The organism is Neorhizobium turbinariae (genome assembly GCF_023223505.1).
Classification (GTDB): domain Bacteria; phylum Pseudomonadota; class Alphaproteobacteria; order Rhizobiales; family Rhizobiaceae; genus Neorhizobium; species Neorhizobium turbinariae.
Genome location: NZ_JALPRY010000007.1, coordinates 39,030 through 52,322 on the forward strand (window position 1 = coordinate 39,030; position 13,293 = coordinate 52,322).

Here is a 13,293-nt window from a genome sequence, read left to right on the forward strand (position 1 = left end):
AGGTGGGATGGGTATCTTTGGTGCGCGCCAGCGCAGATTTGTCGCCCGGATGCTCGCAATTCTGTGGATGATCATGCCAGCTTCACTGTGGGCGCAGGACCGGGTGACTGTCTTTGCAGCGGCAAGTCTCAAGAACGCGTTGGACATGGCCAACAATGCCTGGGCCACGCAGGGCCAGCCACCGGTCACCGTTTCCTATGCCGCAAGTTCGGCGCTTGCCAGGCAGATCGAGGCAGGAGCGCCAGCCGACATCTTCATCTCCGCCGACCTCGACTGGATGCAATATCTATCCGAAAAGGGTCTGCTGCAGGAGGATTCGCGGACCAATCTTCTCGGGAACCGCCTGGTGCTCATCGCGCCGAAGGCCCATGCGACCCCCATCCAGATCGCGCCTGGATTTGATCTCGCCGCGCTGCTGAACGACGGCAAGCTCGCCATGGGGGAGCCGAACTCGGTGCCGGCCGGCAAATATGCCAAGGCGGCGCTGGAAAAACTCCGCCTTTGGTCGGTGGTCGAAAAGCATGTTGCGGGCGCCGAAAATGTTCGCGCGGCCCTTGCTCTAGTCTCGCGCGGAGAAGCGCCCTATGGCATCGTTTATCAGACGGATGCCGCGGCAGACCCGGGTGTCGCGGTCGTTGGCACCTTTCCCGAAGATCTCCATCCGCCGATCATTTACCCGATCGCGCTGCTGAAAAGTTCGGGGGCTAGTGCGGCGTCATCTTACCTGAACTTCCTGAAGTCTCCGCAAACGGCACCTTTTTTCGAGAAGGAAGGCTTCACGATCCTCCATTAAACGGAATTGTTGTGCCTGCGTCGAAACGAGGATTGCGTTCTGTTGGAATGGCTTCATCTTAGCGAGGATGAATGGGCGGCGGTCAGGCTTAGTCTGTGGGTGTCGACGATCGCGACACTGGTGGCGCTGCCGTTCGGCGTGTTTGTTGCTTACCTCCTGGCGCGCGGAAGGTTCTGGGGCAAGTCGGTGCTCAACGGCCTCGTGCATCTGCCTCTCATTCTGCCGCCGGTCGTGACTGGATATCTGCTGCTCATCGCCTTCGGCCGCCGCGGTGTGTTTGGCGCTTATCTCGAAAGCTTGTTCGGGATCGTCTTCTCGTTCCGCTGGACAGGGGCGGCACTGGCCTGTGGCGTGATGGGCTTTCCGCTGATGGTGCGTTCAATCCGGTTGTCGCTCGAGGCGGTGGATGGGAAGCTCGAGGAGGCCGCCGCGACGCTCGGCGCCAACCGGGCCTGGGTTTTCCTAACAGTGACGCTCCCTCTGAGCCTTCCGGGTATCATTGCTGGTATGGTCCTGGCGTTTGCGAAGGCGATGGGCGAATTCGGCGCGACGATCACCTTCGTGTCCAACATTCCCGGTGAGACGCAGACCTTGTCTGCGGCGATCTACACCCTGACCCAGGTCCCGGGTGGCGACGCGGGCGCAACGCGCCTGACGCTGGTGGCGATCGTAATTTCGTTCTCAGCGCTGATGGCTTCGGAGCTCATGGCACATTGGGCTGGGAGGAGGCAGCACCATGATCCTGTCCGTTGAAGCACAAAAGCATTTTGGTGCTTTCGCACTCGACGCAGGTTTCACGTCTGCGGCTGGTGTGACAGCTTTGTTTGGCCGCTCGGGATCGGGCAAAACAACGTTGCTGCGCGTTATCGCGGGGCTTGCGAGACCGGATGTTGGACGGCTGACTTTTGAGGATACGGTTCTGGTGGACACCCAGCGCAAGGTCTTTGTGCCGGTCCACCAGCGCCGCTTCGGGTACATCTTCCAGGACAGCCGGCTGTTTCCGCATCTTTCGGTGCGCAACAACCTGAACTTCGGATCCTGGTTCACGTCGCGAAAAAGGTCGGCAGATTTTGACGACATCGTGCATCTTCTCGGCATCGAGGCGCTGCTGGATCGCAAGCCTCATGGCCTTTCCGGCGGCGAAAGGCAGCGCGTCGCGATCGGCCGCGCCTTGCTGGCGTCCCCGCGTCTCCTCTTGATGGACGAGCCACTGGCTGCGCTGGATGATGCGCGCAAGAACGAGATCCTGCCTTATCTCGAAAAGCTGCGCGACGAGATGAAGACGCCGATGATCTATGTCAGCCATTCGGTCGCGGAGGTCACGCGGCTGGCAGATCGTGTCATCGTCCTGGCCGATGGAAAGATCGAAGCTGCAGGATCACCGGCCGAGGTGCTGGCAAGCCCCTCGATCGACCAAAGAGACACCGGGGTGATTATCAGCGGCACAGTGGCGTCAAGCAATGCGCAGCACCACGTTTCCCATGTCACGCTGAGGGCGGGGGAGGTGATCTTGCCAGCCGCGGGACTGGAGCGCGGCCGGCGGGTGAACGTCCATATTGCCGAGCGGGATGTCCTGGTCGCCGTCCAGCAACCTGAGGGCCTGAGCGCGCTCAACATCCTGGAGGGGTACATTATTGCCCTGGAGCCGCAGCGTGAAGGTACGGTCCGCGTGAGGATCGACGCCAAGGGTGATATCCTGCTGGCGCGCGTCACGACGCTTTCCGTCGACCGACTGGGACTGACCGTCGGCCGACCCATTTTTGCGGTCATCAAGGCGATGGCGCTCATCCATTGACGCGGCCGATCCAACAGTTCACGAAAGTCTCATGCCCGTCGAAGATCGCAAGAAAAGCCGAGTGACCCTCTTGGATGTAGCGCAGCGCGCGGGCGTGTCCCGCGCCACAGCTTCGCTCGTGGTCCGCAAGAGCCCGCTTGTCGGAGCACAGACGCGTGCCCGAGTCGAAGAGGCCATGGCGGCGCTTGGCTACGTCTACAACATGGGTGCCGCGAGACTCAGGGCTGAACGCAGCAATGCTGTCGGCGTCGTTGTTCCGAATCTGACCAACCCGTTCTTCGCCGAGCTTCTGTCGGGCATCGAGGCGGTCATCGACCGCGCAGGCATGGTGGTCCTGCTGGTCAACAGCGGCGATACGGTGGAGCGACAGGACGTGCTGATGCGCCGCCTTCGGGAGCATGGCGTAGACGGCATCATTCTGTGCGCCGCCGCGGGCACGCAAGCCGGGATTGTACAGCAATTGCTCGACTGGGATCTGCCCGTCGTGCAGACCCTGAGACATATTTCGCCAGAGCTCGACTATGCCGGTGCGGACTATGCCGCCGGCATGCGCCAAGCCGTGGATCATCTCGCAGACCTGGGGCACACGGCGATTTCCTTTGCCGTGCATGGCCCGGTTCACTCCGCCTACGACGAACGCATCAAGGGCTTCGGTGAAGCGATGCGGGCGAGGGGGCTCAAAAGCGATCATGTCATCCGCGTGCCGGACCAGACGGCGCAGATCCCCCAGGCTGCCAAGGCCCTCTTCGAAGCGTCACGACCCACCGCGATAATCTGCTTCAACGACGTCATTGCGGTCGGGCTGAATGCAGGATTGAGTGACCTTGGGCTGAAAGTCGGCAAGGACGTATCCCTCGTCGGCTTCGACGATGTTACCGAAGCTGACATTATCCGGCCGCGGCTGACCTCAATATCGACTGCGCCCGTGACCATTGGCGAGGATTCCGCGCGGTTGCTGCTGGATCGCATCCGCGAGCCGCAACTGCCGCCTCGCTGGATTATCAAGCCGACGCAATTGCATGTGCGGCACTCTTCTGCAGCGGCTGCGCTATCTTTGGGAATCCACAAGGCGGGTTGACCTCGCACTCGGACCCTATTAGATCGATCTAAATCGCAGCCTGCTCTGGGAGAAGAGACGGCTGCAAACGTGGTCGGGAGGTCACAGGTTGTACAACTTCAACTTTGAACCGGTACTCGCGGGCTTCGACAAGCTTCTGGTGGGTGCGGCGCTGACGATCCAGCTTTCGGTCGGCGCGATGCTGATCGGCCTGATCGTCTCGATCTTTTGCGCCTGGGGCAAGACATCCGGCCCTCTGCCTCTCCGCTGGTTGGTCAACGCCTATATCGAGATCATCCGCAACACGCCGTTCCTGGTGCAGATCTTCTTCATCTTCTTCGGTCTTCCATCGCTCGGGCTCCGCCTGACACCGAACAGCGCCGCGCTTCTTGCTCTGGTCGTCAACTTTGGCGCCTATGGAACGGAAATCATTCGCGCCGGCATCGAGTCGATCCAGAAGGGGCAGGTGGAGGCTGGCACGGCGCTCGGCCTGTCAAAGCTGCAGATCTTCCGCTACATCGTCATGAAGCCGGCGCTGCGCACCGTGTACCCGTCGCTGACCAGCCAGTTCATCTACCTGATGCTCAACACCAGCGTCGTTTCCGTCATATCCGCTGACGACCTTGCTGCGGCCGGTAACGACCTGCAATCGGCGACCTTCGCAAGCTTCGAGGTCTATGTCGTCATCACGGCCATGTACCTCGTGATGTCGGTTGCCTTCTCGACGCTGTTTGCGGCCATCCAGAAGGTGGCCTTCAAATATCCGCTGAGCCGATAGGGGAGACAGACATGCTGATCAGACCTTTCGGCTGGAACGAGTTTTGGATCATCGTCATGGCGGCGCAGTGGACGATCGCGCTGTCGGCGATCGCCTTTGCCGGCGGCGGTGTTGGTGGACTTCTCGTTGCTCTCGCCCGTGTTGCCGACCACAAGGTGCCGCGCCTCCTCGCCACGGGCTTCATCCGCCTTTTCCAGGGAACGCCGCTCCTGATGCAGCTTTTCCTGGTGTTCTTTGGCATGAACATCTTTGGCTTTGCCGTGAACCCGTGGATCGCTGCGATGATTGCGTTGACGCTTCATGCCAGCGCCTTCCTTGGCGAAATCTGGCGTGGCTGCATCGAGGCGGTGCCGCCGGGCCAGCGTGAGGCCGCAACCGCGCTTGGCCTGCGTTACATCAATCGCATGCGATACATCATCCTGCCGCAGGCGAGCCGTGTCGCGGTCGCACCGACCGTTGGCTTCCTCGTGCAGCTCATCAAGGGCACGTCCCTTGCGGCAATCATCGGTTTCGTTGAACTGACGCGCCAAGGCCAGATCATCAACAACGCGACGTTCAGCCCCTTCCTGGTCTTCTCCACGGTGGCGGCGATCTACTTCATCCTGTGCTGGCCGCTGTCGCTGCTGGCCGGACGCATGGAACGCAAATTCTCCCGCGCAACAACACGTTGACGGGACCCGCGCCGGAGGGAGGTAAACCGGCATAACTGAAAGGGTAGGAACATGAAAATTTCAAGACGAATGCTGACGGCAGCCATTGGTGCCGGTCTTCTTGCGGGCGCGATCGCATCGACAGCCGCCGCACAGACGGTTGAAAGCATCAAGTCGGCCGGTACCTTGAAGGTCGGCATGTTGGTTGACTTCCCGCCGTTCGGCATCATGAACACGTCGAACGAGCCGGACGGCTACGATGCAGACGTTGCCAAGCTTCTGGCCGAAGAACTGGGCGTCAAGCTGCAGATCGTGCCGGTCACTGGCCCGAACCGCATTCCGTATCTCCAGAGCAACCAGGTCGACGTGCTCGTTGCGTCGCTCGGCATCACCGAAGAGCGTGCGAAGAACGTGGACTTCTCCGCGCCTTACGCTGGCATCTCAGTTGGGGTCTTCGGCGGCAAGGACATCCAGGTTTCGAAGCCCGAGGATCTTTCCGGCAAGACCATTGGCGTCGCACGTGCATCCACGCAGGACACCGGCGTCACCAAGATTGCTCCGGCTGACGCGAAGATCCAGCGCTTCGATGACGACGCAAGCGCCATCCAGGCCCTGCTTTCCGGGCAGGTTCAACTGATCGGCGTATCCAACGTTGTGGCGGCGCAGATCGAGACGGCGGCTCCGGGCAAGTACGAGCAGAAGATCCAGCTCAGCCAGCAGGTCCAGGGCATTGCCGTGCGCAAGGGCTCCAGCGAGCTGTTGACTGCAGTCAACGCCTTTGTCGACAAGGTAAAGGCGAGCGGCGACCTCAACAAGATCCACGAAAAGTGGCTCGGTTCCCCGCTGCCGGCTTTTGTCACCGAAGCCAAGAAGTAAGCTAGTCAGAGATTGAAAGGAGTTCCTCGCATGGCTGAGGTAGGCGCAAACGCACCGGCATCGGAGATGCGGGGAGCTTCAGATCTGGCAGTACAGATGGAGGGCGTGAACAAGTGGTATGGTGCTTACCACGCCCTTCGCGACGTGAACCTTTCGGTCAACCGTGGCGAGCGCATCGTCATCTGCGGTCCGTCCGGGTCGGGTAAATCCACCCTCATTCGCTGCATCAACCAGCTGGAGACAATTCAGAAGGGCCGGATCGTCGTTGACGGTCACGATCTGACGGCTGGCGGCAAGAATGTCGATATCGTCCGTCAGGAGACCGGCATGGTCTTCCAGCAGTTCAATCTCTTCCCGCACATGACGGTGCTTGAGAACTGCACGCTTGCGCCGATGAAGGTCCGCGGCATTGCCAAGGCGGAAGCCGAGGCAACCGCCCGGCGCTACCTGGAACGCGTTCGGATTCCTGAGCAGGCGGAAAAGTATCCGGCACAGCTCTCCGGTGGCCAGCAGCAGCGTGTCGCCATTGCCCGTGCGCTTTGCATGAATCCCAAGATCATGCTTTTTGATGAACCGACCTCCGCGCTTGACCCGGAAATGGTCAAGGAAGTGCTCGACACCATGATCGACCTTGCGAAGGAAGGCATGACGATGTTGTGCGTGACCCACGAGATGGGCTTTGCTCGGCAGGTGGCGGACCGCGTAATTTTCATGGACCAGGGCCAGATCCTGGAGTCGGGCGCACCGGACGAATTCTTCGGCAACCCGAAGAACGAACGCCTGAAGCTTTTCCTCGGCCAAATCTCCTGAATTTTTTGAAAGAAGCGATATGAAACCGGATCTCCTGCTTGTCGAACCGATGATGGAATTCATCGAAGAACGTCTCGATGCAAATTACACGGTGCATCGCCTTTATGATGAGTCGCAGAAGGAAAGCCTTGAAGCTGCGCTTCCCAAGATCCGCGCAGTTGCCACGGGTGGCGGAACGGGCATCTCCAACGAGTGGATCGACAAGATGCCGTCGCTCGGCGTCATTGCCGTCAACGGCGTCGGCACGGACCGCATCGACCTCGCCCATGCGCGCAGCCGCAACATCGATGTTGCCACCACCCTCGGCGTTCTGACGGATGATGTGGCCGATCTCGGGATTGCCCTGATGCTCGGCGTTCTGCGCCAGATTGCGTCCGGTGACGCTTACATGCGCGCTGGCAAGTGGGGCAAGGAAGCCTTCCCGCTCGGCACAAGCCCGAAGGGCAAGCGCCTCGGCATCCTCGGGCTTGGTCAGATCGGCAAGGCCGTCGGTCGCCGTGCTGAAGTGTTCGGCATGGATGTGCGGTTCTGGAATCGCTCGCCGATCACTGACACCTCGTGGAAGTCTTGCGCCTCGCCGGTAGAGCTTGCCGAAGACAGCGACATCCTTTGCGTGATCGTTGCTGCGACAGCCCAGACCCAAAATATCGTCAATGCTGATGTCCTCAAGGCGCTTGGGCCAAAGGGCGTGCTGATCAACATCGCGCGCGGCAGCGTGGTGGATGAGGATGCGCTGCTCGCGGCGCTCAACGATCGAACGATCGCCGGGGCCGGTCTCGACGTGTTCGTCAACGAACCGAACATTCGCTCGGAGTTCTACTCGGCTCCTAACACGCTGCTCCTGCCTCACCAGGGTAGCGCGACGATGGAAACACGCATCGCCATGGGCGAGCTTGTGCTTTCTAATCTTGAAGCGCATTTCGCCGGCAAGAAACCGCCGACCACAGTCAACTGATCGAAGAGAGTATCATGATCATTCGCCAGGCCTTCTTCGAAGGCACGATCAAGCCCGGCCAAGACGATGCGTTTCGCGCCTATGTCGCCGAGAAGCTGATGCCCATGTGGCTGGCTTTCCCGGGCGTGAAGGAAGTGCGCGTCCTCTACAACATCGAGCGGGACGAGGGCGCACCGTCTTACGCCATGGCTCTTTCGACGATGTACGAGGATCAGGCCGCGCTCGCAGCTGCCCTGGAATCGCCGGTGCGCTACGAGAGCCGTGAAATGACCAAGGGCTTGCTTGAGATGTTCGACGGCCATATCCATCACCACGTCTTCGACATGGGTCCGTCCAGCTAAGCCCGATCGGTTTGAAGCACAGATCTGAAAGGGAGCGTCTCATCGAGACGCTCCCTTTTTATTGCTTAGTCCAGAAGGTCCGCCGGCACCTTGCCACCGTTGTCGGAGAGCTTCTTCAGCAGTGCCTTGTGCAGCCACATGTTCATCGTAGCCGAGTCGTTCTTGTCACCTGTGTAGCCCAATTCGTCGGCCAGTTCCTTGCGCTCGGTGAGGCTCGCGTCCATTCCGAGCGCCTTCATCAGGTCGACGATCGAGCGGCGCCAATCAAGCTTCTGGCCGTTCTTCTTGACGGCCTCGTCAAGGATGGCCGCCACGTCTACGTTCTGCGCCGGAGTGCTGCCGGCCGGCTGCGCTGGACTGCTCGATGCAGAAGACGGTGCAGCAGATGATGCCGGTGCGGGTGCTGCGGATGCGGCCGAGGGTGCGGCAGGCGATGCGGTTGCGGCTTGCGTCGGCGCCGTAGTGGACGTGGTCGGTGCGGCGGCAGGTGCGGCCTGTGCCGGGCTCCCGAAGATGGCCGACTTGATTTTGCTGAATATGCTCATGAAACCTCTCCTCTAACTGACAAGTGCCAACTCTGCTGGCATTTCGCTGTTCCGGCACTCCTGCCGTCTTGCAACGATAGAGCAGTTCTCGACATTGAACACGGGTGTTTCACAAAAACTTCAACATGGAACCTCCCGACGCGAACGGGGTTTATCCCTCCTGTCGTACGAAAGGATTCCACAATGCGCACAATGTCCAAATTGCTTTCTGCAGGCGCCATGAGCGTCATGATGTTTGCATCGTCCCTCACGCCAGCGGGCGCGGTCATGATGCCGAAGGTCAAGTCTCCTGAAGCTTCCGCCGTCGAGCAGGTGCAGTTTCGCCGGGATCGCCGCGACCGCCGTGGCTGGTATCATGGTCATCGTGGACATCGCGAGTACCGCCGTGGCTATCGCCGACACAGTGACGGTTTCTGGTATCCGCTCGCCGCCTTCGGTGCTGGCGCGATTATTGGTGGCGCAATCGCCAACCAGCCGACGCGCGCTTACGCCGGCTCCAGCCGCCATGTTCAGTGGTGCACTGAACGCTACCGCACCTACCGCGCATCGGACAATACCTACGTCCCGCGTGTTGGCGTACGCGCGCAGTGCAACTCGCCGTACAACTAAGCCGTCTTCGGTAACCCGATGAAAAGCCCGCCATTAGGCGGGCTTTTTTTTGCCTTTTAAAGTCACCCCTTCAGCCGAGCTTGGCTGGCCTTGGGCCGCCATAGGCCCAGTCCAGCAGTTCCACCGTATGGACGATCGGCATTGCTGTTCCGGACGCGATCTGCGTCATGCAGCCGATGTTTCCGGTGGCAATGATGTTGGCCTTCGTGGCTTCGATGTTCTTTACCTTGCGGGCTTTAAGCTGTGCCGAAATCTCCGGCTGGAGGATGTTGTACGTGCCGGCCGAGCCGCAACACAGGTGGCCTTCAGCCGGATCGCGGACGGTGAAGCCTGCTGCTCTCAGGAGCGCCTTCGGCTGCAGCGTGATCCTCTGTCCGTGCTGCATCGAACAGGCGGAATGGTAGGCGACGGTCTCGGCTTTCGGTTCCAGCTTCGGCAGGTCCAGCGTCGCCAGGTATTCCGTCACGTCCTTGGCCAGCGATGAGACCTTATCGGCCTTGGCGGCATAGGCCGGGTCGAGGCGCAGCATGTGGCCGTAATCCTTGATCGTCGTGCCGCAGCCAGATGCCGTGATGATGATCGCGTCAAGGCCGCCGTCCTTCTCCATCTCGCGACACCAGACATCGATGTTGCGGCGCGCGAAGTCGAGCGCCTGTTCCTCGCGGCCCATGTGATGCACTAGTGCGCCGCAACAGCCTTCGCCCGCCGGTGTCACCACTTCGACGCCGAGGCGGGTCAGGAGGCGGATCGCGGCTTCGTTGATGCCAGCATCGAGCACGCTTTGGGCGCAGCCGGCGAGGATCGCGACGCGCCCACGCTTCGGCACGTCGACCGGCGGCAGTGCGCGTACGGAAGTGTCGGCCTTGCCCAGCCGAGACGTCGGCGCGAGATCCAACATTGCGCCGAGCGGCCTCAAGGCCGGCATGCGTTTGAATAGCGGGGCAAGCGGTCGGCCGAGCTTTGCCAGCAACAGGGCGGCGCGGAAGCGGCGAGGGTAGGGTAGCACGGCGGCCAGGGTGGAGCGTATCAGCCGGTCCACCGGCGGCCGGGTGTATGTTTTCTCAATATGAACGCGGGCGTGGTCGACGAGATGCATGTAGTCGACGCCGGAGGGGCAGGTTGTAACGCAGGACAGGCAGGAAAGGCAGCGGTCGATATGCGTGACAACCTCCTCGTCGGCTGGTCGTCCGTTTTCCAGCATGTCCTTGATCAGGTAGATGCGGCCACGCGGACTGTCGAGTTCGTTGCCAAGCGTCACATAGGTTGGGCAGGTGGCAGTACAGAAACCACAATGAACGCAACGGCGCAGGATCCTCTCCGACTCCGCCACATGCGGGTCGGCAAGCTGTTCGGCGGTAAACGAAGTCTGCATTCTCTAAAAGCCCATCTTCCCTGGCGCAAAGATGCCCCACGGATCCAGTTTCTCCTTGACGCGAGCCGACAGTGCCGCGACGGCCTCTGGCAAGGGTTCGAAAGCCGGGGTCTGCTGCCGCACAAGCTCGGAAGCCCGCACGAGGGTCGCATGGCCGCCGCCAAGTGCGCGGATATAGCGGCGGATAAGCTCGGCTTCAGGGTCGGCCTCCATCCGCATCCAGACAAGGCCTCCTTGCCAATCGTAGAAAGCATCTATGCCCGCTTCAAGGCGAAGTGCTGCCACCAACTGATGCCCGGCCGACGGTGCGACTGATACCCGCCAAAGCGGCTTTTCCGTGCCGTCTGCATACGGATGGACGTCGCGGACCTGGCGCCAAAGAGTGAGGCTGTCGTCCATGCCAAGACGCGTTACCGGGCCGAAGGTCTGCATGACAGCTTCGAGTTTGTCTGCCCGGACACCAACGGATGCCGCCAGACCTTCGAGCCGCAGAACGGTCGCCTCACCCTCCGGAAGCTTGTCGTCGATGAATTTCGACCGCACCGTCTGCGGCAGGTGCGCGGCACCCGAGACCTCGACCGGCATCGCCATGGCTGCTGCCATCGCATTGGTCGCGGCGTCATCATAAAGGCCGGAGATGACGATGGTTTCCACCGTCTGCGGCACCGGCAGAACCCGGAACGTCACTTCCGTCAGGAAACCTAGCGTTCCTTGGGAGCCAGCGAGTAGCTTAACCAGGTCGAGCCCAGTGACATTCTTCATGACCCGGCCACCGGCGCGCACCGTCTCACCTTTGCCGTTGATGAAGCGGATGCCGAGCAGGCTGTCACGCGCAGCACCCGCCACGAACCGACGGGGCCCTGAAACATTTGCCGCAAACACGCCACCGATGGTGGGCTCGCCGGAGGTCTTCAGGATCCCGCGGTGGTCCATCGGCTCGAACGCCATCATCTGGCGGTTTTCGGCCAAGGTCGCTTCGATCTCCGCAACGGGGGTGCCGGCGCGGGTCGTCATTACCATTTCGGCAGGGTCATAGGTGACGATGCCGGACAGGCCGCGCGAACTGACCACTTCTATGTCAGCAAGCGGATCGACGTCCGGCGAGCGGGTCTGCCCGCCGCACAGAATGAGCGCCTTCTTGTTTGCTGCCGCCGTGCGTATCACATAGGCAGCATCATTTTCAGAATGGGGTATCAGCATCACGCGTCTTGTCGGCCCTCGGGCCTCCCTTCGAGCGGGAAGACCTTTGACGGGTTGAGGATCCAGCCGTCGTCGAATGCGGAGCGGACTGCCATCTGCTGGTTTAGATCCACGTCATTGTATTGGTGGCGCATCAGGTCGCGTTTCTCGATGCCAACGCCGTGCTCGCCAGTCAGGCATCCACCGGCATCGACACAGAGCTTCAGTATCTCGTTGCCAGCCGCTTCGGCCTTGGCGGCATCTTCGGGATCATTGGCATTGAACAGGATCAGGGGATGCATGTTGCCGTCGCCCGCGTGGAAGACATTCGCCACCCGCAGGCCGAACCGGTCGGTGATCTCCGATGTCTTGTTCAGCACATAGGACAGCTTGCTGAGCGGCACCGTGCCGTCCATGCAGATATAGTCCGCGATACGGCCTGTCGCGCCGAAGGCGGACTTGCGACCCTTCCAGATCAGTGCCGCTTCCGTCGCAGACTGGCATTCGCGCACCGTCTGCACGCTGTGGCGGCCGGCGATGTCGACGATGCTCTTCAGCATCGCGTCCATCTCGGCCTCAGACCCCTCGACCTCGACAATCAGTAGGGCCTCGACATCCAGCGGATAACCAGCCTTGGCGAAGGCCTCACAGATCTCGATCGCTGGCTTGTCCATGAACTCGATCGCAACGGGAATGATCCCGGAGCCGATGATGTCGGCCACACATGCCCCTGCGGCCTCGGAACTGGGAAAGCCGAAGAGAACCGGGCGTGCACCCTCGGGCTTGGCAATCAGCCGTACCGTTGCTTCGGTCACAATGCCCAACTGTCCCTCGGACCCACAAACAAGACCAAGCAGATCGTAACCCGCGGCATCCAGGTGCTTTCCACCGAGCTCGATGATGGTGCCATCGACCAGCACCATCTTGACACCAAGCAGGTTGTTGGTCGTGACGCCATATTTCAGGCAGTGTGCGCCGCCTGAGTTCATGCCGATATTGCCGCCGATCGTGCAGGCGAGCTGTGAGCTGGGGTCGGGCGCATAGAAGAAGCCGTCGGCACCGACGGTTTCCGAAATGCTCAGGTTGGTGACGCCGGCCTGAACCGTGGCCGTCCTGTTGGGATAATCCAGTTCCAGGATGCGCGACATCTTGGAAAGGCAGAGGACAATCGCATCCTCCTGGGGAATGGCTCCTCCGGAAAGGGACGTACCTGCGCCGCGCGGCACAACGGGGATCTTGTAGCGGTGGCAGTATTTCATCACGGCGGCGACCTGCGCCGTCGTCTTCGGCAAGGCTACCGCCAGCGGCACCCGCCGATAGGAAATGAAGGCGTCCGTTTCGAAGGGTACGAGTTCGCGCGCTTCATGCACAAGGCATTCGGCAGGCAAGAGCTCCGCAAGATCCTCGATGATGATCTTCCTTCGGGACAGGACATCTTCCCGTGCCGGCAGAAAGGCGATCTGGTTCAAGTGCTGCTCCTTCCCATTGCGGAACGACTCTAACTGAAAGAGCGAATACAAGACAATCGCCTTA

At 60.9% G+C, this 13,293-nt stretch carries 15 protein-coding genes; 11 read left to right on the plus strand and 4 right to left on the minus strand.

Features of this window, described 5'->3' with window-relative positions; translation table 11 throughout:
• The first annotated feature begins 7 nt into the window (after positions 1 to 7).
• From modA to M0654_RS05270, 10 genes are all read left to right on the plus strand, one after another.
• The gene (gene modA, locus M0654_RS05225) at positions 8 to 793 is read left to right on the plus strand and encodes a molybdate ABC transporter substrate-binding protein (RefSeq protein ID WP_390919619.1); all 786 of its coding nucleotides are present in this window, start codon (positions 8 to 10) and stop codon (positions 791 to 793) included.
• 42 nt (positions 794 to 835) lie between these two features.
• Entirely contained in the window at positions 836 to 1,546 is a 711-nt protein-coding gene (modB, locus tag M0654_RS05230) for a molybdate ABC transporter permease subunit (RefSeq protein ID WP_248682120.1), read from the plus strand.
• On the plus strand, positions 1,530 to 2,588 hold the full coding sequence (modC, locus tag M0654_RS05235) for a molybdenum ABC transporter ATP-binding protein (RefSeq protein ID WP_248682121.1): 1,059 nt from the start codon (positions 1,530 to 1,532) through the stop codon (positions 2,586 to 2,588). Before modB ends, modC begins: the two co-directional genes overlap by 17 nt.
• A gap of 31 nt (positions 2,589 to 2,619) precedes the next feature.
• Positions 2,620 to 3,666 (plus strand): LacI family DNA-binding transcriptional regulator, encoded by a 1,047-nt coding sequence (locus tag M0654_RS05240; RefSeq protein WP_248682122.1) that lies wholly within the window; start codon positions 2,620 to 2,622, stop codon positions 3,664 to 3,666.
• A gap of 88 nt (positions 3,667 to 3,754) precedes the next feature.
• Positions 3,755 to 4,423 carry an amino acid ABC transporter permease gene (locus M0654_RS05245; protein ID WP_118852282.1) on the plus strand — a complete coding sequence of 223 codons (669 nt, stop codon included), beginning with the start codon at positions 3,755 to 3,757 and terminating at the stop codon, positions 4,421 to 4,423.
• A gap of 14 nt (positions 4,424 to 4,437) precedes the next feature.
• Positions 4,438 to 5,094: an amino acid ABC transporter permease gene (locus tag M0654_RS05250; RefSeq protein ID WP_248682363.1), complete on the plus strand. Its 657-nt coding sequence runs from the start codon at positions 4,438 to 4,440 to the stop codon at positions 5,092 to 5,094.
• Positions 5,095 to 5,145: 51 nt separating this feature from the next.
• Entirely contained in the window at positions 5,146 to 5,949 is an 804-nt protein-coding gene (locus tag M0654_RS05255) for a transporter substrate-binding domain-containing protein (RefSeq protein ID WP_248682123.1), read from the plus strand.
• Between the two features lie 30 nt (positions 5,950 to 5,979).
• Entirely contained in the window at positions 5,980 to 6,759 is a 780-nt protein-coding gene (locus M0654_RS05260; protein WP_118852286.1) for an amino acid ABC transporter ATP-binding protein, read from the plus strand.
• Positions 6,760 to 6,808: 49 nt separating this feature from the next.
• Complete coding sequence (locus tag M0654_RS05265; protein ID WP_248682364.1) at positions 6,809 to 7,714, plus strand: 2-hydroxyacid dehydrogenase; 906 nt, start codon at positions 6,809 to 6,811, stop codon at positions 7,712 to 7,714.
• A 14-nt stretch (positions 7,715 to 7,728) separates the two neighbouring features.
• Entirely contained in the window at positions 7,729 to 8,055 is a 327-nt protein-coding gene (locus M0654_RS05270) for a hypothetical protein (RefSeq protein WP_248682124.1), read from the plus strand.
• Between the two features lie 65 nt (positions 8,056 to 8,120).
• Here M0654_RS05270 and M0654_RS05275 read toward each other — a convergent pair whose 3' ends face one another.
• Positions 8,121 to 8,600 (minus strand): DUF3597 domain-containing protein, encoded by a 480-nt coding sequence (locus tag M0654_RS05275; RefSeq protein WP_248682125.1) that lies wholly within the window; start codon positions 8,598 to 8,600, stop codon positions 8,121 to 8,123.
• A 183-nt stretch (positions 8,601 to 8,783) separates the two neighbouring features.
• Here M0654_RS05275 and M0654_RS05280 point away from each other — a divergent pair, with 183 nt between their 5' ends.
• Entirely contained in the window at positions 8,784 to 9,209 is a 426-nt protein-coding gene (locus M0654_RS05280) for a BA14K family protein (protein WP_390919623.1), read from the plus strand.
• A 70-nt stretch (positions 9,210 to 9,279) separates the two neighbouring features.
• Here M0654_RS05280 and glcF read toward each other — a convergent pair whose 3' ends face one another.
• From glcF to M0654_RS05295, 3 genes are read right to left on the minus strand one after another with little or no spacing between them, the layout of a single operon-like run.
• The gene (gene glcF / locus M0654_RS05285) at positions 9,280 to 10,581 is read right to left on the minus strand and encodes a glycolate oxidase subunit GlcF (protein ID WP_248682126.1); all 1,302 of its coding nucleotides are present in this window, start codon (positions 10,579 to 10,581) and stop codon (positions 9,280 to 9,282) included.
• Between the two features lie 3 nt (positions 10,582 to 10,584).
• The gene (locus M0654_RS05290; protein ID WP_248682127.1) at positions 10,585 to 11,781 is read right to left on the minus strand and encodes an FAD-binding protein; all 1,197 of its coding nucleotides are present in this window, start codon (positions 11,779 to 11,781) and stop codon (positions 10,585 to 10,587) included.
• Complete coding sequence (locus M0654_RS05295) at positions 11,781 to 13,229, minus strand: FAD-binding oxidoreductase (protein ID WP_248682128.1); 1,449 nt, start codon at positions 13,227 to 13,229, stop codon at positions 11,781 to 11,783. Before M0654_RS05295 ends, M0654_RS05290 begins: the two co-directional genes overlap by 1 nt.
• Positions 13,230 to 13,293: the final 64 nt, after the last annotated feature.

Excerpts from the sequence above, each read along its gene's own strand:
- modA (WP_390919619.1), top strand. The coding sequence starts at position 8 with ATGGGTATCTTTGGTGCGCGCCAGCGCAGATTTGTCGCCCGGATGCTC.
- modC (WP_248682121.1), top strand. The coding sequence starts at position 1,530 with ATGATCCTGTCCGTTGAAGCACAAAAGCATTTTGGTGCTTTCGCACTC.
- M0654_RS05240 (WP_248682122.1), top strand. The coding sequence starts at position 2,620 with ATGCCCGTCGAAGATCGCAAGAAAAGCCGAGTGACCCTCTTGGATGTA.
- M0654_RS05255 (WP_248682123.1), top strand. The coding sequence starts at position 5,146 with ATGAAAATTTCAAGACGAATGCTGACGGCAGCCATTGGTGCCGGTCTT.
- M0654_RS05260 (WP_118852286.1), top strand. The coding sequence starts at position 5,980 with ATGGCTGAGGTAGGCGCAAACGCACCGGCATCGGAGATGCGGGGAGCT.
- M0654_RS05265 (WP_248682364.1), top strand. The coding sequence starts at position 6,809 with ATGATGGAATTCATCGAAGAACGTCTCGATGCAAATTACACGGTGCAT.
- M0654_RS05270 (WP_248682124.1), top strand. The coding sequence starts at position 7,729 with ATGATCATTCGCCAGGCCTTCTTCGAAGGCACGATCAAGCCCGGCCAA.
- M0654_RS05275 (WP_248682125.1), bottom strand. The coding sequence starts at position 8,600 with ATGAGCATATTCAGCAAAATCAAGTCGGCCATCTTCGGGAGCCCGGCA.
- M0654_RS05280 (WP_390919623.1), top strand. The coding sequence starts at position 8,784 with ATGCGCACAATGTCCAAATTGCTTTCTGCAGGCGCCATGAGCGTCATG.
- glcF (WP_248682126.1), bottom strand. The coding sequence starts at position 10,581 with ATGCAGACTTCGTTTACCGCCGAACAGCTTGCCGACCCGCATGTGGCG.
- M0654_RS05290 (WP_248682127.1), bottom strand. The coding sequence starts at position 11,781 with ATGCTGATACCCCATTCTGAAAATGATGCTGCCTATGTGATACGCACG.